General features: G+C 70.0%; 25 protein-coding genes. 3 read left to right on the top strand and 22 right to left on the bottom strand.

Translation table 11 applies throughout. The annotated features are described in order from the left end of the window. Positions 1–10 precede the first annotated feature (10 nt). From QTI51_RS22455 to QTI51_RS22500, 10 genes are all read right to left on the bottom strand, one after another. The gene (locus QTI51_RS22455; RefSeq protein WP_116911496.1) at positions 11–1,531 is read right to left on the bottom strand and encodes an amidohydrolase family protein; all 1,521 of its coding nucleotides are present in this window, start codon (positions 1,529–1,531) and stop codon (positions 11–13) included. A gap of 33 nt (positions 1,532–1,564) precedes the next feature. Further along, positions 1,565–2,626, bottom strand: coding sequence for an ABC transporter substrate-binding protein (locus QTI51_RS22460; protein ID WP_286516209.1), 1,062 nt, complete (start codon positions 2,624–2,626; stop codon positions 1,565–1,567). A gap of 56 nt (positions 2,627–2,682) precedes the next feature. Then, positions 2,683–3,096 (bottom strand): DUF3830 family protein, encoded by a 414-nt coding sequence (locus QTI51_RS22465; RefSeq protein ID WP_116911498.1) that lies wholly within the window; start codon positions 3,094–3,096, stop codon positions 2,683–2,685. Between the two features lie 28 nt (positions 3,097–3,124). Next, entirely contained in the window at positions 3,125–3,901 is a 777-nt protein-coding gene (locus tag QTI51_RS22470; protein WP_116911499.1) for an ABC transporter permease, read from the bottom strand. After that, the gene (locus QTI51_RS22475) at positions 3,898–4,836 is read right to left on the bottom strand and encodes an ABC transporter ATP-binding protein (RefSeq protein ID WP_116911500.1); all 939 of its coding nucleotides are present in this window, start codon (positions 4,834–4,836) and stop codon (positions 3,898–3,900) included. Before QTI51_RS22475 ends, QTI51_RS22470 begins: the two co-directional genes overlap by 4 nt. A gap of 9 nt (positions 4,837–4,845) precedes the next feature. Further along, the gene (atzD, locus tag QTI51_RS22480) at positions 4,846–6,027 is read right to left on the bottom strand and encodes a cyanuric acid amidohydrolase (protein ID WP_286516208.1); all 1,182 of its coding nucleotides are present in this window, start codon (positions 6,025–6,027) and stop codon (positions 4,846–4,848) included. Next, positions 6,024–7,493: a dihydroorotase gene (locus tag QTI51_RS22485; protein ID WP_116911502.1), complete on the bottom strand. Its 1,470-nt coding sequence runs from the start codon at positions 7,491–7,493 to the stop codon at positions 6,024–6,026. Before QTI51_RS22485 ends, atzD begins: the two co-directional genes overlap by 4 nt. 10 nt (positions 7,494–7,503) lie before the next feature. Beyond that, positions 7,504–8,295 carry an SDR family NAD(P)-dependent oxidoreductase gene (locus QTI51_RS22490; protein WP_116911503.1) on the bottom strand — a complete coding sequence of 264 codons (792 nt, stop codon included), beginning with the start codon at positions 8,293–8,295 and terminating at the stop codon, positions 7,504–7,506. A 14-nt stretch (positions 8,296–8,309) separates the two neighbouring features. After that, positions 8,310–9,332, bottom strand: coding sequence for an ABC transporter substrate-binding protein (locus QTI51_RS22495; protein WP_207786760.1), 1,023 nt, complete (start codon positions 9,330–9,332; stop codon positions 8,310–8,312). A gap of 67 nt (positions 9,333–9,399) precedes the next feature. Then, complete coding sequence (locus QTI51_RS22500) at positions 9,400–10,230, bottom strand: cysteine hydrolase family protein (RefSeq protein WP_116911505.1); 831 nt, start codon at positions 10,228–10,230, stop codon at positions 9,400–9,402. A gap of 138 nt (positions 10,231–10,368) precedes the next feature. On the opposite strand from QTI51_RS22500, the gene QTI51_RS22505 reads away from it, so the two are divergent. Beyond that, complete coding sequence (locus QTI51_RS22505; protein ID WP_116911506.1) at positions 10,369–11,259, top strand: LysR family transcriptional regulator; 891 nt, start codon at positions 10,369–10,371, stop codon at positions 11,257–11,259. A gap of 36 nt (positions 11,260–11,295) precedes the next feature. Here QTI51_RS22505 and QTI51_RS22510 read toward each other — a convergent pair whose 3' ends face one another. Beyond that, positions 11,296–12,222, bottom strand: a complete 927-nt coding sequence (locus QTI51_RS22510) for a LysR family transcriptional regulator (protein WP_116911507.1) — start codon at positions 12,220–12,222, stop codon at positions 11,296–11,298. A 108-nt stretch (positions 12,223–12,330) separates the two neighbouring features. Here QTI51_RS22510 and QTI51_RS22515 point away from each other — a divergent pair, with 108 nt between their 5' ends. Beyond that, a complete protein-coding gene (locus QTI51_RS22515; protein WP_116911508.1) occupies positions 12,331–13,587 on the top strand; it encodes a flavin-dependent oxidoreductase in 1,257 nt (418 codons plus the stop codon). 45 nt (positions 13,588–13,632) lie between these two features. After that, positions 13,633–14,607, top strand: a complete 975-nt coding sequence (locus QTI51_RS22520; RefSeq protein ID WP_116911509.1) for a Bug family tripartite tricarboxylate transporter substrate binding protein — start codon at positions 13,633–13,635, stop codon at positions 14,605–14,607. Positions 14,608–14,979: 372 nt separating this feature from the next. Here the strand turns inward: QTI51_RS22520 and QTI51_RS22525 are convergent, their stop codons facing one another. The 11 genes from QTI51_RS22525 to QTI51_RS22575 all read right to left on the bottom strand — a co-directional run bounded on the left by QTI51_RS22525 (position 14,980) and on the right by QTI51_RS22575 (position 25,210). Next, positions 14,980–15,750, bottom strand: coding sequence for a GntR family transcriptional regulator (locus QTI51_RS22525; RefSeq protein ID WP_116911510.1), 771 nt, complete (start codon positions 15,748–15,750; stop codon positions 14,980–14,982). 29 nt (positions 15,751–15,779) lie between these two features. Next, positions 15,780–16,451, bottom strand: a complete 672-nt coding sequence (locus QTI51_RS22530; RefSeq protein WP_116911511.1) for a cysteine hydrolase family protein — start codon at positions 16,449–16,451, stop codon at positions 15,780–15,782. A 29-nt stretch (positions 16,452–16,480) separates the two neighbouring features. Beyond that, entirely contained in the window at positions 16,481–18,088 is a 1,608-nt protein-coding gene (locus tag QTI51_RS22535) for an ABC transporter ATP-binding protein (RefSeq protein ID WP_116911512.1), read from the bottom strand. A 55-nt stretch (positions 18,089–18,143) separates the two neighbouring features. Then, positions 18,144–18,854, bottom strand: a complete 711-nt coding sequence (gene biuH, locus QTI51_RS22540; protein WP_116911513.1) for a biuret amidohydrolase — start codon at positions 18,852–18,854, stop codon at positions 18,144–18,146. A 7-nt stretch (positions 18,855–18,861) separates the two neighbouring features. Further along, positions 18,862–19,854 carry a formamidase gene (locus QTI51_RS22545; RefSeq protein WP_286516207.1) on the bottom strand — a complete coding sequence of 331 codons (993 nt, stop codon included), beginning with the start codon at positions 19,852–19,854 and terminating at the stop codon, positions 18,862–18,864. Positions 19,855–19,859: 5 nt separating this feature from the next. Further along, the gene (locus tag QTI51_RS22550; protein ID WP_116911515.1) at positions 19,860–20,783 is read right to left on the bottom strand and encodes an ABC transporter permease; all 924 of its coding nucleotides are present in this window, start codon (positions 20,781–20,783) and stop codon (positions 19,860–19,862) included. 61 nt (positions 20,784–20,844) lie between these two features. Further along, positions 20,845–21,945, bottom strand: a complete 1,101-nt coding sequence (locus QTI51_RS22555) for an ABC transporter permease (RefSeq protein WP_116911516.1) — start codon at positions 21,943–21,945, stop codon at positions 20,845–20,847. 19 nt (positions 21,946–21,964) lie between these two features. Next, complete coding sequence (locus QTI51_RS22560) at positions 21,965–23,083, bottom strand: BMP family ABC transporter substrate-binding protein (protein WP_116911517.1); 1,119 nt, start codon at positions 23,081–23,083, stop codon at positions 21,965–21,967. Between the two features lie 86 nt (positions 23,084–23,169). Next, complete coding sequence (hpxZ, locus tag QTI51_RS22565) at positions 23,170–23,553, bottom strand: oxalurate catabolism protein HpxZ (RefSeq protein WP_116911518.1); 384 nt, start codon at positions 23,551–23,553, stop codon at positions 23,170–23,172. Continuing rightward, positions 23,550–25,007 (bottom strand): AtzE family amidohydrolase, encoded by a 1,458-nt coding sequence (locus QTI51_RS22570; protein WP_116911519.1) that lies wholly within the window; start codon positions 25,005–25,007, stop codon positions 23,550–23,552. The genes hpxZ and QTI51_RS22570 overlap by 4 nt, the downstream gene beginning before the upstream one ends. Continuing rightward, positions 25,004–25,210, bottom strand: coding sequence for an AtzG-like protein (locus QTI51_RS22575; RefSeq protein WP_116911520.1), 207 nt, complete (start codon positions 25,208–25,210; stop codon positions 25,004–25,006). The genes QTI51_RS22570 and QTI51_RS22575 overlap by 4 nt, the downstream gene beginning before the upstream one ends. Positions 25,211–25,213 lie beyond the last annotated feature (3 nt).

Below are 25,213 nucleotides of genomic sequence, written 5' to 3' on the forward strand. Positions count from 1 at the left end.
TCCTCGCCTCCTAGCCGCAGCAGCCGCCGATCCGCCCGCTGCGGTAGAACGGCCCGAGGTCCTCGGCCAGCGCCTTGACGGTCTCGCGCCACGACAGCGCGCCTGCCGCGTCCGCCGCCAGCGCGCCGCGCATGCGCGCCAGCAGCTCGGCGCGCAACGCGGGCTCGTCGATGCCCAGCACGCGGCCCCGGTCGACCACCCGCCGCCCGCCGACCAGCACCTTGGCGATATGGCTGCCGTTGGCCCGCGCCAGCAGCAGGTCGAGCGGGTCGGTCTCGGCGAAGAGCGCGTCGTCGTCGAGCGCGTCCCAGTCCAGCAGCACGATATCCGCCGGCGCGCCGGGTTCGATGCGCCCGCTTTGCCCACCCCACGCGCCGCCGCCGCGCACGCTGCGCGGCCCGTTGCCCGAGGCGAACGCCCAGAGCTGCTCGCGCGTCATCGCGGTGTCGTAGCCCCAGCCGCGGTGCAGCGAATACGCCAGCCGCATCTCGCGCAGCGCGTCGTCGTCTTCGTCGAAGGCCATGCCGTCCAGCCCCATGGCCACGCGGCAGCCATGCTTCAGCATCTCGGGCACCGGGGCGATGCCTGATTTCAGGCCCAGGTTGGAGCTGGTGTTGACTGCAATGGTCGCGCCGCGCTCGGCAATCAACGCCAGCTCTTCCGGCCGGGCCCAGGCGCAGTGCGCGAGCGTGAGGCGCGGCGTCAGCAGCCCGATGTCGTCCAGGAAGCGCACGATGCCGCCGGGGTGGTTGGCATCGGCCCAGTCGCGCTGGTAGCGCGTTTCGAGCAGGTGCATGTGCACCGGGCGGCCGTTGTCGGCCGACGCCCGCGCGATGGCCTCGAGCAACGGCGTGCTGCACCACTGCACGGCCGTCGGGCCGTACTGCACGGTCACATGGCCAGCGTGGCCCCCCTCTTCCACCCTGCGAGCGACCTCGTCGACCAGCGCGAGCTGCTGCGCCGGCGACACCGGCTTCACCGCGAGCCGTTCGGCCACCGCATCGCGAATGCCCGGGCGCAGCGCCGACAGCACCGCCGCGTCGTCGCAGTAGGCGATGCCATGGCGGTCGCGCATGGCCACGGCAAAGCCGATGCGCACGCCCACGTCGCGTGCCGCGCGCGCCACCGCGGCCGCTTCGTCGGCATAGGCCATGCCGCCCTGCACGCGCGTGTAGTGGACCATCAGGTTCGCGACGCCGTGGCGCACCGAGCGGGCGAACGACGTGGCGGCGCACAGGTACGGGTCCATGCCCGGCACCACGCCCAGGAACGGCAGCCAGCTCTCCAGCGGCTGGCCGAAGGCGCCCAGCGTGGCGCTGCGGAAAGTGCGCGCATGGTCGTGCGCGTTGGCCAGCGCCGGCAGCGCGAGCAGGCGCGGCGCGCTGCCGGCGGCTGCGTCCGGCAGCGGCGCGACCGACCGGATGCCGCCGCCTTCCAGCGCGATGCGCATGCCGCGTTGCGCAGGCTGCGCGCCGGGGTCGGCCAGCAGCCAGGCGCAGTCGATGTGTTCTTCAGGCGTGCGAGCGGACATGGAGCTTCTTTCGTTGTCGGTTGGGCGCCCTGGCTACGGTTGCAGCGCGGCGACCTTGCGCTCCGCCAGCGACGGCAGGAAGCGCCGGTCGAACACCTCGCCTGCGGCGGGCGCGTTCGCCAGTTCGAACGCCTCCTTCACCTGCCCGACGGCACGCGCCATGCGCGCGTCGTTCACATCGCCCAGCCCGGCGGCGGCGACCTCGGGCGTGAGCATGACCGTGCGCAGCGTGTAGAGCAACCGCCGCTTCTCCAGCGCCGCGTTCAGCAGCGGCTCGCGCTTCATGAGCGCGGCAATGGCGGCGTCGGGGTCGGCCACGGTGTCGCGCACCGCCTTGTGGATGGCACGCACCAGCCCGGCCACGGCCTGCGGCTTGTCTTTCAGGAACTGGCGCGACACCACCACGCCGTTGCCGTACAGGTCGACGCCGTGGTCCGCGTAGTGGAACCAGCGGATGTCCTTGTCGGGGTCCACGCCCTGCGCCACCAGGTTCATGTAGCTGGTGACCGAAAACACGGCCGAGCCTTCGACGTGGTCCTTCAGCAGCATCTGCTCCTGCAGGTTGGGCGCCATGTTCGTCCACTTGACCTTGGCCGCGTCCACGCCGCTGCGCGCCGCCATCAGCGGGAACATGCGCAGCGCGGCGCCGCCGGCCGGCGAGCCCAGCGTGCGGCCTTCCAGGTCTTTCAACGTGCGAACGGGGCTGCCCGCCTTCACGATGAGCGCGAACGGCGCGCGGTTGTAGACCATGTAGACCATCACGGGCGCGGCGCCGGGCCTGGCGGCGGCGTTCTGGATGACGGCGTTGACGTCGCCGAAGCCCGCGTCGTAGGCGCCGGCCATCACCTTGGTCACGGCGGCCGCGGAGCCGTCGCCCTGGTCGATGGCGACCGCGAGATTTTCCGCGGCGAAGTAGCCGCGGTCTTCGGCGAGGTAGTACCAGGCGTGCACGCCCTGCAGCTTCCAGTCGAGCACGAAGCGCACGGGCGTGAGCGGCTGGGCGCGCGCCTGGCGCGCGGGCAACGCCGCGAGCGACGAACCCAGGGCCGCCGACAAGGCGACGACCGCCTTGCGGCGGGATATGGAAAAGGTCATGAGCGGCTCCGGAGAATGAATCGGCAAGGGAATCAGCAGGTGAATCGGCGGATGAATCAGAGGGCTTCGAAAAGCACGTCCTGCGCGCCCTCCCACAGCACCTTGTTGCCGAGCGCGCGCAGCTGCTCGCGCCCTTCGACGATGGTGAGGAAGTGGTTGCCCGCCAGCGTGCCCATCTTGCTGGCGAAGCTGCAGGCGCCGTAGGCCAGGATGATCTCGGTCTCGCTGTAGCCGCCGGGGTAGAACAGCACGTCCCCCACCGACGGATGGCTGGTGTGGTTCTCGAAGCCCACGCCCAGTTCGAAATCGCCCAGCGGCACCCAGCAGCCTTCGCCGCTCCAGCGCACGTGGACCAGCTTCTGCGCGAAGGGCAGCAGCTTGCGAAAGGCCGCGACGGTGCGCGGTGCGTCGGGGTGCGTCTGCGCCACGAAGCGCAGGCCGCCGGCGGTGATGCGGATGAGGTCGTTCATTTCTTGCCTGTTCACCTTGTCGTGGCCGTCATGCCATGGCCATGTCGGTCTTGCGCTGGGCCCAGCCCGTCATGCGCCGCTCGACCAGCGAGGACACGGCATACAGCGCCACCCCCATCGCCGCGAGCAGGAAGAGCCCGGCGAACACCATCGGCACGTCGAAGTTGCCGCTGGCGATCATCATCACCGTGCCGATGCCCTTGTTGGCCGCCACCGTCTCGCTCAGCACGGTGCCCACGAAGGCCAGCGTGATCGCGATCTTCAGCGAGGCGAACAGGTAGGGCAGCGCGCGCGGCAGGCCCACGTTCCACAGGATGTCGCGCTTTCTCGCGCCCAGCACGCGCAGCACGTCCTCCAGCTCGGGCTCGGTGCTCGCCAGGCCGGTGGCCACGTTCACCACCACCGGAAAGATGCTGATCACCATCGAGGTCAGGATGGCCGGCACCGTGCCCGCGCCGAACCACACCACGAACAGCGGCACCACCGCCACCTTGGGAATGCTCGAGAAGCCCACCAGCAGCGGGTACGTCACGTCGTACGCCAGCTTCGACGAGCCGATCACCACGCCCACCACGATGCCCGCTCCCACGCCGAGCACGAAGCCGGCCAGCGTGGTGTAGAGCGTCTGCACGGTGTGCGGCCACAGCAGCGGCATCTTCTGCAGCAGCACCATCGCGATCTGGCTCGGGCGCGGCAGGATCAGGTCCGACACGCCGAAGGCCAGGCACACCGCCTCCCACAGCACGAAGAAGCCGACGAGCGCGCCGGCGGACAGCAGGCGCTGACGGGTGAGCGGCGCGATCACGCGGCCACCTCTTCGCGTGCTTCCGGCGTGGTGTCGCGGGATGCAGCCTGCGTGGCCTGCATGGCCTGCGTCTCCTGCGCTGCCTGCGCCGTTGCAGGCACCGCATCGCTCTCGCGCCGCGCCTCGGCGATGCGCATGCGCAGCTGCTGCACCAGTGCCGCGAACTCGGGCGCGTAGCTGCTCTCCAGCGTGCGCGGCCGCGCAAAGCCCACGTCGCGCGTTTCCAGGATGCGCCCCGGCCGCGCGCTCATCACGCAGATGCGGTTGGCCAGGTAGGCCGACTCGCGCAGGTCGTGCGTCACCAGCAGCACGGTCGGGCGCCGGGCGATCCACAGCGTCTGCATGATGTCCCACAGCTCCTCGCGCGTGAACTGGTCGAGCGCGCCGAAGGGCTCGTCGAGCAGCAGCAGCTCGGGCTCGTGCACCAGCGCGCGGCACAGCGAGGCGCGCTGCAGCATGCCGCCCGAGAGCTGCCACGGCCGCTTGTCACCGAAGCCCTTCAGGCCCACCTGCGCCAGCAGCGCGTCGGCGCGCTCGGCGTACTCGCCGCGCTTCTTGCTGCGGTAATGCTGGCGAAAGGGCTCGACGATCTTCAGCGGGATCATCACGTTCTCGCGGATCGTGAGCCACGGCAGCATCGTCGGGTTCTGGAAGGCCAGGCCGATGCGAAGGCGCGGCGCCTGCGAGGCATGCGCGCCCGCCGCGGCCACCGTGCCGGCCGCGCCCACCTCGCGCCCGCCGGCAATCACCGCACCCGCGCTCGGCCGCAGCAGGCCCGCCACCAGCTTCAGGATGGTCGACTTGCCGCAGCCGCTGGGCCCCACCAGCGCGACGAAGTCGCCCTTGTCGATGTCCAGCGTCGTGTGGTCCAGCGCGATGGTGCCGCCGCCGTAGCGGAGCATCACGTCGGACAGTTGGATGAATGCGTTGCCCATGAAGGTCCTTCAGGAAGAGAGGGAAGAACTGGCCGCCGCGTCGTCCATCCGCAGGATGGCGGCCACCGGCCCGCCGCCCGCGGGGCCCTGGTGCTCGGCGCCGCCCGACACGTACAGCGCCGTGTGGCCGGCCACCGAAGCCAGCACGCCGCCCACCACGGCGCGCGCGTGGCGCGTCGAGTGGATGTCGGAGTCGTTGAGCATGGTGTGGCGCGCGTCGCGCACGCGCCCGTCGGGGCTGGCCTCGGCCTTGGCGAGCAGGTTCACCAGCCGCGCGGACACGGCCTGCGCATCGCGCTCCGCGTCGAGCCCGAAGGCATCGCGCAGCAGCGCGCGCACGCTGGACGCGTCGATCGCGTCGCGCATCACCGCATGGGCGATGCGAAACGCCGAGGCGCTGCCTTGCGCCTCGCCGAGCACGATGACCACGTTGCCCTCGAGCTCGATGCCGGCCGAGGCCGAGGCACGCGCCGAGAACAGGCCCCAGTCGCTCATCACGCTCGCATCGGTGATGTCGCCGCGCGCGACTTCGCCCAGCGCCACCGCCACGCCGAGCGCCGAGGCGCCGCGCGAATAGCCCATCGACTCGTAGCTGTCGTGGGTCACGGGCGCGGCCCCGCGCGCCAGTGCCGCCGACACCTTGGCCGAGGTGAGCAGCGGGCACTTGACCTGCACGAAGTGCACGTCGGCGGCGCTGTCGATGCCCGCGTCGCGCATGGCCTCGGCCACCGCCTGCGCCGTGGCGTCGACCTGCGCGGCGCGGCCCATTTCTTCGGGCAGGAAGTCGCGCGTGTGCGCCACGCCGACCACCAGGCGCTTGCCCAGGCCGGCCTTCAACTCACTCACGCCGGGCACGTCGGTCACCTCGGGCACCCAGCGCCGCGCGAACACGGTGAAGTGCGGCGCCAGCACGCCCTCGGTGCCGCCCGACATCACCAGCGCCACGCGCCCGTGCACCGCCTCGGGCGTGCAGCCGAGCGCGGGCGCGAGCAGGTGGCACCAGGCCGTGGACGCGTACTCGCGCGTGAAGTCGTTGACGCAGCCGTTGCCTTCGGTCTTGCCCATCACGGCCACGATGTCGGCCGCGACGATCTCGCCCGCGTCGATCAGCGCCTTCACGCCGCTCAGGTCGCCGGGCCCGCGGCAGGGAATGCGCCACACCCGCACCTGCTGCACACGCGCGGTGCTCATGTTGCGCTCCAGTCCACCTCGCCCACCGGCACCGCCGTCGCGGGCACGCCGGGCGGCGTCCGCAGGATGGCGCTGCTGTAGTGCTCGGTGTTGCGCGGCCTGGCGGCGGGCATCTTCTGCACGCTTTTCACCGAACGGCCCCAGCCGACCGCGTCGCTCACCAGCTTGCCTTCGCGCATCACGAAGCGCCCGCGCAGCAGCGTGTGCAGCGGGTAGCCCTTGACCGGGCGGCCGTTCCACGGCGAGATCTTGCTGATGCTCTGCAGCCGGTTCTGCGACAGCGTGCCCGCGCGCTGCATGTCGACGAAGGCGATGTCGGCATGCGCGCCGGGCGCGATCACGCCCTTGGTGCCGTACAGGCCCCAGGCCCTGGCCGGGTTCACCGCGCTCCAGCGCACGTAGTCCATCAGCGTGGCGCGTTCGCGGTTCACCTCGGTGAGCATCAGCGGCATCTGCGTTTCCACGCCCGGAAAGCCGCAGTCGCAGTCCCAGATGCTCTCGCGCGTCTTCTCCTCGGGCGCGTGCGGCGCGTGGTCGGTGGCGATCATGTCGAGCGTGCCGTCCATCAACGCGTCCCACAGCGGCTGGTTGTGGCGTGCCTCGCGAATGGGCGGGTTGAGCCGCATCACGCCGCCGAGCTTGAGCATGTGGCCGGTGTTCAGCAGCAGGTACTGCGGGCAGGTCTCGGCCGTCACGTCGACGCCGCGGCGCTTGGCTTCGCGCAGCAGGTAGAGCGAATCGGCCGCGCTGTGGTGCGCGATGTGCACGCGCGCGCCGGTCCACTCGGCCAGCGTGAGCACGCGGCCGATGGCCTCTATCTCGGCCACGGCCGGTCGCGCGGCCAGGTGCGCCATCGCGTCGATGCGCCCGGCCGCCTGCATGTGCTTCTGGCGGCGCTGCAGGATCGACGAGTTCTCCGCATGCACCACCGTGCGGATGCCCAGCGGCGCGAGCTTCTCGAAGCCCTCGAGCAGCGCACCGTCGGTGGGCGCGGGCAGGTTGCCGAAGGTGTTGCCCACAAAGGCCTTGAAACTGGTGACGCCCGCGTCGAGCAGCTCCCCGAGCCGCTCGACCGTGTCGTCGCCCAGCAGGCCGTGGATGCCGAAGTCGCAGTACGACGACTCGGCCGCCTTCTGCTTCAGCCGCAGCGCCTCCACCGTGCCGGTGGCGGGGTTGGTGTTGGGCATCTCGAACACGGTGGTCACGCCGCCCATGGCGGCGGCGGCCGACCCGGTCTTCCAGGTTTCCTTGTTCGGATAGCCCGGGTCGCGAAAGTGCACGTGGCTGTCGATGGCGCCCGGCAGCAGGTGCAGCCCGTCGGCGCGCATCTCCTGGCGCGCCGGCGGCATGGTGTCGTCGTGGCCGACGGCCACGATGTGCTCGCCGGCGATGGCCACGCTGGCTTCGATGATCTGGTCCGCGGACACGACGCGCGCGCCGCGAATGACGAGGTCGACTTCTTTCATGCCGGCCTCCTCAGAGCATCGCCCAGCCGCCATCGACGGGCAGGTCGACACCGGTGACCTGGCGGGACACATCGCTTGCCATGAAGAGGCAGGCGTTGGCCACGTCCGCGTCGGTGGACACGCGGCGCAGCGCGTAGTCGGCGGCGTGCCGCGTCATCGCCTCTTCCAGCGAAATGCCGAGCTTCTCGGCCATGTCGGCGCACACCTTCTCGCGAAAGCGCGGCCCGTCGACCATGCCCGGCGCCACGCAGTTCACGTTGATGCCGTAGGGCCCGGCCTCCAGCGCGAAGCTCTTGGTGATGCCGCGCAGGCCCCACTTGGAGGCCGAGTACGCCATGCGGCCGGCGCGCCCGCGCATGCCGAAGGTGCCGCCCACGTTCACCACCTTGCCGCTGCGCCGTTCGATCATCGAAGGCAGCACGGCGCGCATGGTGTTGAAGCAGCCTGTCATGTTGAGCTGCACGATCTCGTCGAACTCGGCGCTCGTGGTTTCCCAGCCGGTCTTTCCGATGGGGCCCGAGCCGCCGGCCACGTTGACCAGCACGTCGATGCGGCCGAAGGCCTCCAGCGCGTGCGCGGCCAGGGCCTCGGTCTGCGCGCCCACGGTCAGGTCGCAGGGCACCACCACGGCTTGCACGCCGAGCGCGCGCGCCTCGGCGGCCACGGGTTCGATGGCGCCGGTGTCGCGCCCGGCCAGCACCAGCTTCGCGCCTTCGCGCGCGAAGGCCAGCGTCACGGCGCGCCCCATGCCCTTGGCCGGGCCGGTGATGAGCGCCACCTTGTCCTTGAGTTGCAGGTCCATGTCGTTTCTCTCTTTCAGTTCAATGCGTTCAATGTCCTGGAGGGGCGGTCGGCGCGCGCGGGCAGGAAGCCGCGGTCGAACACCTCGGCCGGGGTCGGCGTGCGCGGCAGCTGGTTGGCATCGACCACGATGTCGATGCCTTTCTTCAGCCGCGCGTCGTCCACGTCGCCCAGGCCGATGCGGGCCACCTCGGGGTGGCTCATGTCGTTGCGCAGGGTGGCGAAGAGCTTTTCCTTCTCGACCTCGCGCTTGAGCAGCGGCTCGCGCTTCATGACGTGGTCGATGCCCATGTCGGGGTCGGCAATGACCTCCTTCACCGCGCGGTTCAGCGCCTTCACGAAGCCCTGCACCGCTTTCGGGTTGTCCTTGACGAAGGCGCGCGAGAAGAACACCGCGTTCGAATACAGGTCCATGCCGTGGTCGCCGTAGCGAATGAAGCGCAGGTCTTTCGCCGGGTCGAGGCCCATCGCCTTGGCGCTGAAGCTCACGGTGGTGACGTAGCCGAAGGCCGCGTCGATCTGCCCGCGCGTGAGCATCTGCTCGCGCAGGTTGGGCGCCATGTTGGTGATGTTGACCTTCGACGCATCGACCTTCGCGATCTTCGCGAAGGCCGGGAACAGCTTGAGCGCGCCGTCGTTGGCGGGGCCGCCGACGGTCTTGCCCTCGAGGTCCTTGGGCGACCTGATGGGGCTGTCCTGCTTCACCACCAGCGTGAAGGGCGGCGTGTTGTAGAGCATGTAGACCGCCACCGGTGCATCGGCCGGGCGCTTGGAGGCCAGGTCGATCAGCGCGTTCAGGTCGCCGAAGCCGGCCTGGTAGGCGCCGGCCGCCACCTTGGGAATGGAGGCGGCGGAGCCCTCGCCCTGGTCGATCTCGACATCGAGGCCCTCGGCCTTGAAGTAGCCCTTGTCCTGGGCCACGAAGAACCAGGCCTGCGGGCCTTCGTACTTCCAGTTGAGCACCAGCTTGACCGGCACCTGCGCCGTGGCGCAGGCGGCGGCCAGGGCGAGGCCGGCGGCGGCGAACGTGCGAAACACGTGAAACGCGCGAAACCCGAGAAGCCGGCGCGGGCGAGGGAAAAGAGAAAGCGGCATGCCAAGACTCCTAGCGTTTGGGGAGGGACGGGGAAAGCGAGGCGAGCGAACCGAGCAGCGACTCCGCCGTCGCGACGAAGCCGTGCAGCTGCTGCACCATGAAATGAATGCCGCGCGTGACGTACGCCGGCGACGAGGTACCACACGCGTCTTTCAGCAGCACGCAGTCGTAGCCGAGAAAGTTCGCGTCCTGCAGCGTCGAGAACACGCAGCGGTCGGTGTTGATGCCCGCGAACAGCAGCGTGCCCAGGCCCTGCTGGCGCAGCACGCTGTCGAGCTCGTTGTCCCAGAAGCCGCTCAGGCGGTGCTTGTGCACGGTGATGTCGCCGGGCTCGACGGCCAGCTCGTCGATCACCTGCGCGCCCCAGCTGCCCTGCACCAGCGACGGGCCGTGGTCGATGGGCGAATGCTCCGCGTAGCTGACGCCGTCGGCGCCGCGCTTGCCCTTGAACTGCACCGTGGGCGACAGGTTGAGGCGGTCCGCGCGAATGCCCCAGTTGAGCCACACCACCGCGCCGCCCGCGGCGCGCCACGCCGGCAGCAGCCGCGCGATGGTGGCGATGGGCTTGCGCGCCGCGCGGGTGCCGATGCCCTTCTGCGCGAACCAGCCCTCGGGGTGGCAGAAGTCGTTCTGCATGTCGACCACCACCAGCGCGCTGCGCGCCAGGTCGAACGCGATGGGTTGCGGCTCGGCGTCCATGGGCACCGGGCGCGGCTGCCTGGGTGCGCGCACCAGGCTCACCCGGCCGCCCTCCAGCGTCCAGGCGTTGTGGGGCGCCGGGCCGAAGCGGGCGGGCGCTTGCGCTGCATTGGTGCGTGAAGGTGCGGGTCGGCGTGTCATGCAGCGAAGGCATGCAGCGGGCGTGCCAAAAGGTGCGCTTGATCCGTACCGATTCGCGTGCTGTGCGTTGCCGTTGCGGCAACGGTCGCGTCACGGTCATGAAGTGTTTTCTGGCGCGCTTCGTGCAACGGCTGCCGCATGAACCACCTTCGTTTCCTGCGCTATGCCGACGAGGTCGCCCGGGCCGGCTCGATCCGCCAGGCGGCCGAGCGGCTGCACGTGGCGCCCTCCGCCGTCAACCGCCGCATCCAGGACCTGGAAGACGAACTGGGCACGCCCCTGTTCGAGCGCCTGCCGCGCGGCATGCGGCTCACGGCGGCGGGCGAGCTGTTCGTGCGCTACATCCGCGGGCGCTCTTCGGAGCTGGAGCGGGTGCGCTCCGAAATCGAAGACCTGCAGGGCCTGCGCCGCGGGGCCGTGCGGCTGGTGGCGAGCCAGGCGCTGGCGCCGCGCTTCCTGCCCGAGGCCATCCGCGACTTCGGCGCCGCGCACCCGCTGGTGGGCTTCGACGCGCGCATCGGCGACCACGTGCAGGCCGCCGATGCGCTGCGCAGCTTCGAGACCGACCTGGCGCTGGTGTTCAACCTGGCGCCGGAGTCCGACATCGAGCGCGTGTGCGCGGTCGAGCAGAAGCTCATGGCCATCATGCACAGGCGGCACCCGCTGGCGAAGTCGAAAACGCTGCGCATGAGCGACTGCGCCGACTACCCCGTGGTGCTGCCCAACCGCGACACCGGCGGGCGCCAGTTGCTGGAGCGCTTCCTGGCGCGCAGCTCCACCCGCATCCGGGCCCAGGTGGAGAGCAACAGCTTCGAGTTCCTGCGCGGCTGCCTGTACGACGCGCGTTCCATCTCGTTCCAGATGGCCATCGGCGCGGTGGCCGAAGACCACGACATCGTGGCCCGCGACATCGAGGACCGTGGCTTTCCGCGCGGCGAACTGGTGCTGGCCAGCCTGCGCGGGCGACAACTGCCGGTGATTGCCTACGCCTTCGCGGAGTTCTTGCGCAAGCGGCTGGCGGAGGGTTGAAACCCGTGCGAGGTGGCTAGCGCGGGCTGGCCCGGGCTAGCGGGAAAGCGCCGGCAGCGCCTTCGCCAGCGTCGCCACGAAGGCCTGCATGGCCTCCGTCTCGTGCGCGCCGCGCTTGGTGATGCGGTAGAAGTCCATGCCCACCTTGGGCTTGACCAGCACGTCGGTGCGCACGCGGTGGCGCCTGCAGGCCGCGAGCGCGAAGGTCGGCATCACGGCGGTGCCGAAGCCAGCTTCCACCATCGAGATCAGCGTGCCGAAGAAGTTGAATGCCGTGAGCTGCGCGTCGGCGCGGCCGATGTCGGCCAGGTGCTGGTCGATCACCTTCTGGATCGGGTTGCCCGGCGGCAGGCCGACCAACTCGGCGGCGCGCAGGGCCGACCACGGCACGGTGCCCATGGGGGAAGGTGCCTCGGCACCCTCGCTGCCCTCGCCGTCTGCTTCCATCGGCGCCACCCGCATCAACTGGAAGCGCCCGACCGGCGTGCGCTCCAGCCCCGCCGCGCCCTTGAAGAAAAAGCCCAGCCCCAGGTCGGCGTCACCGGCGGTCACCATGGCCTCCACGTCGCGCAGGTCGGCGTCGAACAGGCGCAGGCTGACCTGCGGGTGCGCGGCGCGAAAGGTGGTGAACACCTGCGGCAGCAGGTGCGAAGACACCAGCGGCGTGGCCGCGATGCGCAGCGTGCGGCGCGACGCGTCGCCGGCCGCGCCGAGCTCGGCCGTCACGTCGTCCAGGTCGGTCAGCAGCCGCTCCACCACCGGCAGCAGCCGCCGGCCCTCGGGCGTGAGGCTCACCACGCGCGTGGTGCGGTCGAACAGGCGGCAACCCAGCTGCTTTTCCATTTCGCGCACCAGGATGCTCAGGCCGGCCTGCGTGATGTGCGCCTGCTCGGCCGCGCGGGTGAAGTTGCCGATGCGCGCCACCTGCAGAAAGGCGCGCATCTGGCGGGTGGACAAGTTCATAAGGATTCATGATAAATCCATATCACATCTAAATTTCCCAAATGGTTGATCTGCGTTCCTAATGCGGCCCGAGACAAGCACCGAACGGAGCGCGACGCGCGAATCACCATGAGCAACGAAGTCATCATCCTGGGCGCCGGCATCGGCGGCCTGACCCTGGCGCTGAGCCTGCACCAGGCCGGCATTCCCTGCCGCGTGTACGAGGCCGTGCCCGAGCTGAAGCCGCTGGGCGTGGGCATCAACCTGCTGCCGCACGCGGTGCGCGAGCTCACCGAGCTGGGCCTGCTGCCGGCGCTCGACAAGGTCGGCGTGCGCACGCAGGAGGCGGTGTTCTTCACCGAGCACGGGCAGCTCATCTTCCGCGAGGCCGCCGGCCAGCACGCGGGCTACGACTGGCCGCAGTTTTCCATCCACCGCGGCGACCTGCAGACCGTGCTGTACGAAGAGACGCTGAAGCGCCTGGGCCCCGACAGCGTGGTGTGCAACCGCCGCTGCACCGGGGCCACGCAGGATGCCGACGGCGTGACGGTGCACTTTGCCGACACCACCGACAACGCCCACGTGCCCCCGGTGCGCGGCGCGGTGGTGGTCGGCTGCGACGGCATCCACTCGGCGCTGCGCAAGCAGCTGTACCCGAACGAGGGCGCGCCGCGCTACTCGGGCATCAACATGTGGCGCGGCACCACGCGCTGGAAGCCCTTTCTCTCGGGCGGCAGCATGGTGCGCGCGGGCTGGCTCGCGGTCGGCAAGATGGTGATCTACCCGATTCGCGACGACATCGACGACGAAGGCAACCAGCTGGTGAACTGGGTCGCGGAGATCCACGCGCCGCAGCCCGCGTTGCGCGACTGGAGCCGCGCGGGGCGGCTCGAAGACTTCCTGCCGGCCTTTGCCGACTGGCACTTCGACTGGCTCGACGTGCCGGCGCTGATTCGCGCGTCGGACACCATCCTGGAGTACCCGATGGTCGACCAGGACCCGCTGCCGCGCTGGACGCACGGACGCCTCACGCTGCTGGGCGACGCCGCGCACCCGATGGTGCCGCGCGGCTCCAACGGCGCGGGGCAGGCGATCATCGACGCGCGCTTTCTGGCGGGCGCGCTGAAGGACATGGGCGTGGGCCCGGCCGCGCTCGAGGCGTACGACAGCGTGCGCGTCAAGGCCACCACCGAGGTGGTGCTGACCAACCGCAGCAACCCGCCCGACGCCATCCTGCGCGAGGTGTTCGAGCGCTCGGGCGGCCAGCGCTTCGAGAAGATCGAAGACGTGGTGCCCACCGCCGAGCTGCAGGCCATCTCGGACAACTACAAGCGCGTGGCCGGCTACGACCCGGTGGCGCTGAAGGCCCGGCCCTCGTTCCTTTGAAATTCCCTTGAACCCGCCCCACAAGAACTACGGAGACACGACACCATGCGCTCGCTGACCAAGACCTTCACCGCCCTGCTCGCAGGCCTCGCCACCTTCGGCCTGGCCACCGCCGCCCACGCCTGGCCCGACCAGCCCATCACGCTCGTGGTGCCCTACACGCCCGGCACCGGCATCGACCTGGTGGCGCGGCAGTTGTCCGCGCGCCTGCCCGCGCTGCTGGGCCAGCCGGTGGTGGTGGAGAACATCGCCGGCGCCAGCGGCAACATCGGCAGCGAGCGCGTGGCGCGCGCCAAGCCCGACGGCTACACGCTGATGGTGCAGGTCAACACGCTGGTGATGAACCGCAGCCTGTACAAGTCGCTGAGCTACGACCCCGTGGCCGACTTCGCGCCCGTGTCGCTCACCTCGTGGGGCACCTTGCTGCTGGTGACCAACCCGAACGTGCAGAAGGCCACCTCGGTGCAGCAGATGGTGAGCGCCGCCAAGGCCGCGCCCGGCAAGCTGACCTACGCCACGCCGGGCGTGGGCACGCCGCACCACCTGTCGATGGCGCTGCTGATGCAGGGCACCGGCACCGAGATGCTGCACGTGCCCTACAAGGGCACGGCCGGCGCGGTGACCGACCTGCTGGGCGGACGCATCGACTACATGTTCCTGCCGGTGCACGTGGCGCTGCAGCACATCCAGGTCGGCAAGCTGAAGGCCATTGCCACCGGCAGCGGCAAGCGCCTGGCGCAACTGCCCGACGTGCCCACGCTGGCCGAGGCCGGCGTGACCTCCGACAACGTGGACATGTGGTACGGCGTGCTCGCGCCGAAGGGCACGCCGGCGGACGTGGTCGCGAGGCTCAACACCGAGATCGCGAAGGTGCTGAAGCAGCCGGAGGTGGCGAAGTCGTTCGAGTCGCAGGGCATGGTGCCGGCGAGCTCGACGCCGGGGGAGTTCGGTGCGCTGATGAAGAAGGACGCGGACCGCTGGGCGGGCGTGGTGAAGCGCGGGAACATCACGGCGGATTGATGTTTCGGTTTTGCTCCCTCCCCCGCTGGGGGAGGGCTGGGGTGGGGGCAAGCGGCCGTTGAAAAGGCTGCGCTTTCGCGAACGCCGACAGCCCCCATCCCAGCCTTCCCCCAAAGGGGGAAGGAGCAATACCCGGGAGCGGCTGTCTTTTGTCTTTCTCCCTCCCCTCCCGGGGGAGGGCTGGGGTGGGGGCAAGCGGCCTTTGAACAGGTTGCAGCGCTTGCAAAGGCCAACGCCCCGCGTTGTCCCCTCTCCCGCTTGCGGGAGAGGGCTAGGGTGAGGGCCAGCGGCCGTTGAAAACGGCTGCGCTTTCGCGAACGCCGACAGCCCCCATCCCCGCCTTCCCCCGGAAGGGGAAGGAGCAACACCCCCTCAGCGCGGCGTCTTCCCCGCGTGCCGCGCCAGGTGCACCTGGTGCAGCGTGATCTTCCTCACCTCCGCCTGGCTCGTCTCGATGTGCGCCCGCAGCAGCATCGCCGCCTGGTCCCCGCGGTTCGCGCGCACCGCCTTCAATATCTTCGCGTGCTCTTCATACGTCGCGTCGATGCGCGGCTGCTTGGTGAAGTCGAGCCGGCGGATGATGCGGATGCGGTCGGTCACGTCGCCGTGCACTCGCGCCATCTCGGCATTGCCCGCCGCCGCCACCAGCGCGCAATGAAAGCCTTCGTCCCACTGCGCCACCTGCGCCATGTCGCTGCTGCGCTGCGCGGCGGGCACCAGCCAGATGTCGGCCAGCGTGTCGAGCAGCGCGCGGTCGATGTGGCGGTCCGTCTCGCACAGGCGGTGCACGGCCGTGGTCTCCAGCACCATGCGCAGGTCGTACAGCTGCTCGAACTGCTCGAAGTCGAAGGGCAGCACGCGCCAGCCGCTGCGAAACAGCACCTCGACGAAGCCCTCCTGCTGCAGCCTGAACAGCGCCTGGCGCACCGGCGTGCGCGACACGCCGAGCCGGTCGCTGATCTCGTTCTCGGTGAAGCGGTCGCCTGGCACGAGGATGAACTCGGCCACGTCGCGCTTGAGCTGCGCGTACACCTCGTCGGCCCGCGTGCGAAAGACGGCCACCTCGACCGAGGGAACGTCGGAAGGAACGCTGGAACGCAAGGCGGAATCGGCGGTTTCAGGGCGGGGGCGAACGGTAGACACGGGGGGAATGTTAGTCGCTGGCGTCGGCGTCAGGCGGCGGGTTCCAGGGCGGCCAGCAACGCCGTGCTCGGCGCGGTCCACCCGACGATGCCGCCTTGCGCGCGCACCATGTCGAGCGTGGCGGCCTTGAAGGCCGGAAAGTAGCTCTCGGTGCAGTCTTCGAGCAGCAGGCTGTCGTAGCCGCGGTCGTTGGCCTCGCGCATGCTGGTCTGCACGCACACCTCGGTGGTGACGCCGCCGAACAGCAGGTGCGTGATGCCGCGCTGCTGCAGCAGCTCATGCAGGCCGGTCGCGTAGAAGGCGCCCTTGCCCGGCTTGTCGATCACGAGCTCTCCCTCGGCGGGCGCGAGCGCATCGATGATCTGGTTGCCCGGCTCGCCCATCACCAGGATGCGGCCCATCGGCCCTTCGTCGCCGATGCGCAGCGTGGGGTTGCCGCGGTTGCGCTTGGCCGGCGGGCAGTCCGACAGGTCGGCGCGGTGCGCCTCGCGCGTGTGCACCACGAGGCCGCCGGCTTCGCGCCAGGCCCGCAGCGCGCGCTGCGTCGCGGGCACGATGGCCTCCAGCAGCGACACATCGTTGCCCAGCGTTTCGCCGAAGCCGCCGGGCTCGATGAAGTCGCGCTGCATGTCGATGAGCACGAGCGCGGTCTTCGCGACGTCGAACTCGTAGGGAAACGGAATGGCGGTGTCGATGCGCATGAGGAGGCCCACAGGTTCGAAAACTGGATTCACGCGGCGGCCTTCAAAGGCTCGTCATGCTCGTGGCTCTCGTGATGCCCGCCCCCCATGTGCGCGCCGATCACGTGCCGTTCGGCGCCCGCCGCGGGCGTTTCGAACACGATCTGCCCGTCGCTCATCACCACGATGCGGTCGGCCAGCTCGAGCAGTTCGTCGAGGTCTTCGCTGATCAGCAGCACCGCCCCGCCCTTCTCGCGCACCTGCACGATGCGCGAGTGGATTTCCGCCACGGCCGCGAAGTCGAGCCCGAACACGGGGTTGGCGGCAATCAGCACATTGATGTCCCCGGCCAGTTCGCGCGCCAGCACCGCGCGCTGCACGTTGCCACCCGAAAGGCTGCGAATGGGCGCGCCTTCGCCCTGCGTCTTCACGCCGTACTCCGCGATCCATTCGCGCGCCCGGCTGCGCCAGTACGGAAAGCTCAGCACGCCGCCGCGCGACAGCGGCGGCCGGTCGAAATCGCGCAGCGCCATGTTCTCCGCCACGCTCAGGTCGCCCACGCAGGCATTGCGCAGCGGCTCCTCGGGCAGGCTGCGCACCTTGAGTTCGCGGTTCTCAGCGCGGTGCGCGTTGTAGGGCTGCCCCATCACCGTGACCTTGCCGGCAAGGCGCGGGCGCTGGCCGACCAGTGCTTCGACCAGTTCGCGCTGCCCGTTGCCCGACACACCCGCCACGCCGAGAATTTCCCCGGCGCGCACCGACAGGCTCAGGTCGTGCAGCGCCAGCGTGCCGCGGTCGCCCTGCGCCTTCAGTCCCTCGACCTTCAGCCCGATGGGCGCATTGGCCGCCACGGGCTTGCGGGTGAACGGCGCCGACGATGCCGCCGCCTGCTCGCCGCCCATCATGGCCTGCGCCAGTTGCGCGGGGCTGGTGTCGGCCACGCGGCAGTGGTGCACCGCCTTGCCGCGCCGCAGCACCGTCACGCTGTCGGCATAGGCCATCACTTCGCGAAACTTGTGCGTGATGATGAGCACGGTGCACATGCCGCTGCGCGCGAATTCGCGCACGTGGCCCAGCACCTCGTCGGCTTCCTGCGGGGTGAGCACCGAAGTCGGCTCGTCGAGGATGAGCAGGCGCGGCTTCAGGTACAGCTGCTTCAGCAGTTCCAGCTTCTGCTTCTCGCCCGCCGCCAGCTCCGACGGCCGCACATCAAGGTCGAGGCTGAACGGCGTGGTCGCGAGAAAGGCGCGCAACTCCGCGCGCTTCGTCTTCCAGTCGATCAATGCCGGTGTCTTACCCCCGGCGAGCAGCAGGTTCTCCGCCACCGTCATGCCCGGCGCCAGAGTGAAGTGCTGGTAGACCATGCCGATGCCGAGCGCGCGCGCCACGATGGGGTTGGCGATGTCCTGCTCGCGCCCGTCGATCAGGATGCTGCCTTCTTCCGCGCGCTGAAAGCCCGCCACGCACTTCACCAGCGTGCTCTTGCCCGCCCCGTTTTCCCCCAGCAGCGCATGCACAGTGCCGGGCTCGACGCGCATGGTCACGCTGTCCATCGCGGTGAACGCGCCGAAGCGCTTGGTGAGCTTGTAGGTGTCCAGCGCGAGCGCGCCGCTTGCCGCGGGGAGGCCGCCGATGGCCCGGGATGATGTGGCGCTCATGTCATGTATTCCTGTGAACAGCCGATCAACGACTGCCCTGAAGGCTCGCGGCACCTCATAGCACCGCCAACAGAGCAGCAGAACCCGCATGCGCCCCGAACACGCCACCCTGCATCGTGATCATCTTCAGCGCGGCAAGATGGTTGCCGTGGTCCGTCGCAGCCGTGCAGTCCGACAACAGCAAACACTCGAACCCACGGTCGTTCGCGTCGCGCATCGTCGTGTGCACGCACACGTCCGTGGTGATGCCCGCGAGGATCAGGTTCTCGATGCCGCGCGTGCGAAGGATCAGTTCCAGGTCCGTGGCATAGAACGAGCCTTTGCCCGGCTTGTCGATCACCACCTCGCCCGGCCACGGCGCCAGCTCGGGAATGATGTTCCACCCCGGCTCCCCGCGCACCAGGATGCGCCCGCACGGCCCGTCGTCGCCGATGCCCACGCCGTTCGCGCCGATCTGCCGCGAACGCCAGCGCTTGTTCGCGGGCAGGTCGGCCAGGTCCGGGCGATGGCCCTCGCGCGTGTGGATGATGTGAAAGCCCAGCGGACGCAACGCCGCCAGCGTGCGCGCGATCGGCTCGATGGGCGCCTGCACCAGCGACAGGTCGTAGCCCATCACGTCCACATAGCCGCCCTTGCCGCAGAAGTCGGTCTGCATGTCGATCACGATCAGCGCCGTGTTGTCGGGCCGCAGCGCGCCGTTGTACGGCCAGGCATAGGGCTCGGCGGCGACGTGACGCTCAGTGGTGTTTGCGACGGGTGTGGTCATGGCGCGTTCATCCAGCGTAGTTGCGTTCGGGCGGCGCGAAGCCGCAGCTGGTGCCGTCGGTCACCTTCACGTCGGCGCTCCACGGCAGCTTGTAGGTGCCGGCCGCCATGTCGTGCATGTAGGTGTAGGGGCAGTCCTGCGCACCGCCCTTCACCGCCACGTAGCCGCGGTGGTAGAGCTGGTAGATGTTGTTCTCCACGCCCCAGCCCGTGCGCGCCTCGCGCACCAAGTCGGGCCGCAGCTCGGCGGTGATGATCTCGTCGACACGCCCGCCGCCCTCGACCATCACCGTGCCGTCGAAGCTGCAGAACATGCCTTCGCCCATCGAGTCGAAGGTGCCGTCGCTGCCGCACAGGCACACGCTCGCGGTGTAGGCCAGGTTGCAGAAGGCGTTGGCCTGGTTGGTGATCTTCCAGGCGTGGCGAATGGGCGCGGTGTAGCCCGCCGTGCGCAGGATGATGTCGGCGCCCTTGTACGCGGCCTCGCGCGCCATCTCGGGGAACATGCCGTCGTGGCAGATGATGAGCGCCAGCTTGCTGCCGTTGGGGCCGTCGCACACCGGAATGCCCAGGTTGCCCGGCTCCCAGGGCTCCACCGGCACCCACGGATGCAGCTTGCGGTAGTAGAGCCTGATGTCGCCCTGGTCGTCGATGATCAACCCGCTGTTGTAGGGGTTGCCGCCGGGGTTGGCCTCCATGATCGAGAAGCAGCCCCAGATGCGGTGCTCGATGCAGGCCTGCCTGAAGGCCGCCACCTCGGGGCCGTCGAGCGTGCACATGATCTCCGGGTTGGTGTCCATCGACAGGCCGTGCAGCGCGTACTCGGGGAACACCACGAGGTCCATGTGGCCCTGGTTGCGCCGCGCCTTGCCGACCAGCTCGCACACGCGGCGCGTCTGCGCGGCCAGGTCGGCCGGCGTCTTCACGTCGGGCAGTTGCAATTGCACCAGCCCGACCACCACGCCGTGCGCCGATTTGTTGAGGCCTCCGAAACCGCTCATGTCGTTCAGCTCCTTGTCGATGAAAGTTCGCCGGGGCTGCCGACGGCCGCGCTGCCGGGCTTGCAGGTGAACACCAGGATCACCAGCGTGAGCACGTAGGGCACGGTGTTGAACAGGTGGTAGCCCCAGCCGATGCCGATGGACTGCAGCGCCGGCCCGATGGCGCCCGCGCCGCCGAACAGCAGCGCCGCGCCCACGCAGCGCAACGGGCTCCAGCGCGCGAAGATCACCAGCGCCACGGCGATCAGGCCCTGGCCGCTGGAGATGCCCTCGTTCCAGCTGCCCGGATAGAACAGCGTGAGCGACGCACCGCCCAGCCCCGCGATGAAGCCACCCGCCGTCGTTGCCGCGATGCGCAGGCCCGACACCGAATAGCCGAGCGCGCGCGTGGCCTGCGCCGAGTCGCCCGCCATGCGCACCAGCAGGCCGGCACGCGTGCGCGCGAAGCCCCACCACAAGAGCACCGCGAGCGCGACGCCGATGGGCACCAGCGCGTTGAGCTGCAGCGCCGAACGCACCACCGTGTTGTCGCTCCAGAAGCCCAGCGGAATGGCGGGGATCTGCGGTGCTTGCGGCTGGATGAGCGGCTTGCCGAGGTAGAAGGCCAGCCCCGTGCCCAGCAGCATCAGCGCGATGCCGGTGGCCACGTCGTTCACCCGGTCGAGCGAACACAGCAGGCCATGCAGCAGCGCGAGCAGCGAACCGGCCACCGCGCCGATCAGCACGCCCAGCCAGGCCGAGTCGGTGAGGTAGGCGCCGCCGAAAGCCGCCATGGCCGACAGCACCAGCACGCCTTCGAGGCCGAGGTTGATGCGGCCCGATTTCTCGGTGAGGCACTCGCCCAGGCTCACGAAGAGAAAGGGCGCGCCCACGCGCAATGCGCCGCCGACGATGCCGGCGACCAGCGCGATCCATTGGTCGGCAGTCATTGGAATACCTCCGTGCTTCGCACTGCGGTGCGACCTTGCTTGGGGCGGCCCGGCGCGGCGGTCATACGACAGCACTCCTGTCGTAGTTCGTGTCGTAGTGGGTGTCGTAGGTTTTCGCCTCGGGCAGCATCCGGTCCCCGAACTTCTTCCAGTTGACCGTGCGCAGGCCCTCGCTCGCCAGGATCAGCACGAAGGCGATGCCCTGCAGCACCAGCACCGACGCATCGGGCAGGCCGAGCCGCCGCTGCAGCAGGCTGCCCGCCGCGCCGAAGCCGCCGAACAGGATGGCCACCGGCACGATGGCCAACGGGTTGTGCCGCGCGATGAACGACACCAGGATGCCCGCGTAGCCGTAGCCCGCGATCAGCGAGGCGTTGGCGTTGGTGTGCACCGCCGCCACCTCCACCGCGCCCGCCAGCCCCGCGCAGGCACCGCCCAGCCCGCAGGCCGACAGGATGAGCCGCGTGGCCGGCAGCCCCACCAGCTGCGCGGTGCGCGGGTTGCCGCCCACCACGCGCACCGAGAAGCCCGAGGCCGTGGCGCGCAGCCACCAGCCGAGTCCCAGGCACGCCACCACGCCGATGGCCAGGCCCCAGTGGATGTCGGAGCCGCCGATGCCGCCGATGAGCAGCCCGTCGTTCAGCGCGTAGGTCGAGGGCTTGTTCAGGCTGGCCGGGTCGCGCAGCGGCCCTTCGACCAGGTGCTTGAAGATGCCGATGGCGATGTAGGCCAGCAGCAGGCTGCTGATGGTCTCGTTGATGCCGCGAAACTGCCGCAGCCAACCCGCGAGCACGATCCACAGCCCGCCCACCACGGCGCCCGCGATGCAGACGACGACCGTGCCAACGACGTTGCCCGGCAGCGGCACCGCATGCGCGAGCGCCGCGCACGCCAGCCCGCCGAGCACCAGCGCGCCTTCGCCGCCGATGATGATCAGCCCGGCGCGCGCGGGCAGCGCCACGCACAGCGCGGTGAGCATCAGCGGCGCGGCGCGCTGCAGCGTGTTCTGCCAGGAGAACCAGTCGCCGAACGCGCCCTTGAACAGCGTGGTCCACACCTCCACCGGGTCGACCCCGGCGAAGGCCACCACCAGGCCGAACAACAGCAGCGCCGCCGCGATGGCGAACACCGGCAGGGCGAATTCCTTGAGTGCGTGGCGCATGACGGCGGTGCGCTGGGCTTCAAACAGAGCCGACGACGCCTTCGACGAGGTAGTTCATCTTCTCGAGTTCGAGGTCGTTCTGCTTCAGGACCTTGCCCGCGGGCACCACGATTGCGCCCTTGTTGTCCTTGATGCCGTCCTTGAAGATGTCGAAGCTGCCCGCGATCATCCTGGCCTTGATGTCGTCGGCCTGCTTCTTCGCGGCGTCCGGCACCATGGGGCCGTAGGCCGACATCTTCACGTAGCCCTCCTTCAGGCCGCCGCGCAGGAAGTTGGGGTGCGGCTTGCCGGCCTGGGCCGCGTCGATGATGGTCTTGTAGGCCGTGAGCCAGTTCCACTCGGCCCCGGTCAGGTACGCGTTGGGCGCCAGCTTGGCCTGGCTCGCGTGGTAGCCGCAGACCATCTTGCCGCGCTTGGCCGCCGTCTCGACCACCACCTTGGGGCCGTCCACGTGCATGGTGAACACGTCGCAGCCCTGGTCGGCCAGGCTGTTGGTGGCCTCGGCCTCCTTCACGGCCATCGACCAGTCGCCGGTGAAGATCACGCTGCAGGTGATGTTCGGCTTGACCGAGCGCGCACCGAGCGTGAAGGCGTTGATGTTGCGCAGCACCTGCGGAATGGGCTTGGCCGCGACGAAGGCGATCTTGTTGCTCTTGGTCATGTGCGCGGCGATCACGCCGTTCAGGAACTGGCACTCGTCGATGTAGCCGAAGAAGCTGCCCACGTTCTTCGGGTGCTTGCCTTCGGTCCACAGGCCGCCGCAGTGCGAGAAGCGCACGTCGGGGTTCTTGGGCGCCACCGCGAGGATGTGCGGGTCGAAGTAGCCGAACGAGGTGGGAAACAGCAGCTTGGCGCCGTCCTGCGAAATCATGCCGGCCATGGTCTTCTGCACGGCGGCGGTCTCGGGCACGTTCTCTTCTTCCACCACCTTGATGCCGGGCATCTTCTTCACTTCGGCGGCGGCCTGCGCGTGCGCCTGGTTGTAGCCGTAGTCGTCGCGCGCGCCGACGTAGATCACGCCGACGGTCAATGGCTTGGCCTGCGCGCCCGCGAGCGCGCTCCAGCTGCCTAGCGAACCGGCGGCGCCCAGCGCGGCCAGGGTCTTGAGGGAATCGCGGCGATTGAATTGGCTGGTCATGACGTACTCCGTTGCTCGATACAAGTTGAAGGACTGGAAGGAAGAAAGTGGCAGAGAGGCAAAGCAGGTGCCGCGTGGCGCGTGCCTCAGCCCAGCAGGCTGACGTGCGCGGAGACCACGCGCCAGCCCTCGGGCGTGCGCATCCAGGTCTGGCTCTGGCGGCCGGTGCGCGCGGCGCCTTCGCGGCGGAACTCGCAGTTGGCGGTGGCAAAGTCGCGACCGTAGGTGGTAACGACGGTGATGAGCAGCTCGCGCGCCAGCCCCTGCGAGGGGCGCGATGCGCGAAAGGCGCGGATCTCGTCGTAGCCGTAGAGGTTCTCGGTGGCGCCGTAGCGCAGCGTGGTCGGGCTGTTCCAGAACAGCTCGTCGAGCACCTCGACCTTGTTGTGGACCAGCGCGTCTTCGTAGCGGGCGAAGGCGGCCTGCACTTCGGCCAGCACGTCGGGCAGGTTGATGTCGGTGGCGTTCATGCGGGGGTCTTCTCCAGGGTGAGCGCGGCAACGGGCGCGTGCGCCACGCCGGCCGCTTCGAGCGCCGCGGCCACGCGCAGCACCAGGTCTTCGCGCCAGGGGGCGGCAACGACCTGCACACCGATCGGCATGCTGGCGTGCGCGCCCCACACCGGCACCGCGCACACCGGCAGGCCGATGCACGAGAAGGGCTGCGTCAGCAGGCCCATGTTCGGCCGCACCGGCAGCGTGTGGCCGTTGACCTCGAAGGTCTCGGCGCCGATGGGCGTGGCCGCGCTGGGCGTGGCCGGCGCCAGCAGGATGTCGTAACGGCCGAACAGGCGCGCCACCGCTTCGGCGTACACCCGGCGCACGCGCTGCGCGCGCGACACCCAGGCCGCGGGCAGCAGCGCGCCGGCCAGGAAGCGGTCGCGCGACAGCGGTTCGAAGTCGTGCGCGCGGCGGCGCAGGTCGTCCAGGTGCAACGCCGCGCCTTCGGCGTTGGTGATGAGGAAGGCCGCGGCGCGCCCGGCTTCCACCAGCGGCAGCTCGACGCTGGCCTGGGCCACGCCCGCGCCCAGTGCGTCGACCACCAGCTCCACCGCAGCCAGCGCCTCGGCGCTTGCACGTTCATGAAAATAGCCGCCCAGCACGCCGATGCGCAGCCCGCGCGTGCCGTGCGCCAGCACCGGCGACACCGGCTCGGCGGCACGCTGCGCGCAGCCGGGGTCGTGCGGGTAGGCGGTGTCTTCGGGCCCCTGCATCGCGTCGTACACCAGCGCCAGGTCGCGGGTCGAGCGGGCGAAGGGGCCGAGGTGGTCCAGGCTCGACACGAAAGGGAAGCTGCCCGTGCGCGGCAGCCGCCCGAAGGTGGGCTTCAGCCCGAACACGCCGCACAGCGAGGCCGGCACGCGGATGGAGCCGTTGGTGTCCGAGCCCAGCGTGAGCGGCACCTGCCCCGCGGCCACCGCCGCGCCCGAGCCGCCCGACGAGCCGCCCGCGATGCGCGTGAGGTCGTGCGGGTTGCGCGTGGGGCCTTCGTGGCTGTTCTCGGTGGTGAAGCCGTAGGCGTACTCGTCCATGTTCAGCGCGCCCACCAGCACGGCGCCGGCGCGCTCCAGCCGGCGCACCAAGGCGGCGTCGGCGCGCGCGGGCGCCGTCTGCCGCTCGATCTTCGAGCCCGCGAGCGTGGGCAGGCCGGCAATGTCGAACAGGTTCTTCACCGCGAAGGGCACGCCCAGCAGCGGCAGTTCCCGCGTGCGCGCGCCCTGCGCCGAGGCGAGCGAGGCATCGACCTGCGCCGCGCGGCGCAGCGCGCGCTCGGCCAGCACGGAAGTGAAGGCGTTGACCCGGCCGTCGGTGGCGTCCACGCGGTCGAGGCTGGCCTGCACCAGCGCGGTGGCGCTGGCGGTGCCGGTGCGCACCGCTTCGGCCATGGCGGTGGCATCGCGCGCCAGCAGCTCCGCGGCGCTCATGCCTCTTTCTCCTCAGGTGCGACCGGCGAGAAATGCACCGCCGGTTCGACCGACATGGCCAACGGCACCGACTCGACCACCGCGGCGAAGTCGGCCGCGAGCGCGAAGTAGCGCAGCACGCCGGGGCGGTGCGCGGGCGAGAGGGGCAGCGCGAGCGCCGCGGCGGCGGCGTCGACGTAGCTTTCGATCTGCGTGGGTGTCATGGA

The organism is Variovorax sp. J22G73 (assembly GCF_030317035.1).
Taxonomy (GTDB): domain Bacteria; phylum Pseudomonadota; class Gammaproteobacteria; order Burkholderiales; family Burkholderiaceae_C; genus Variovorax.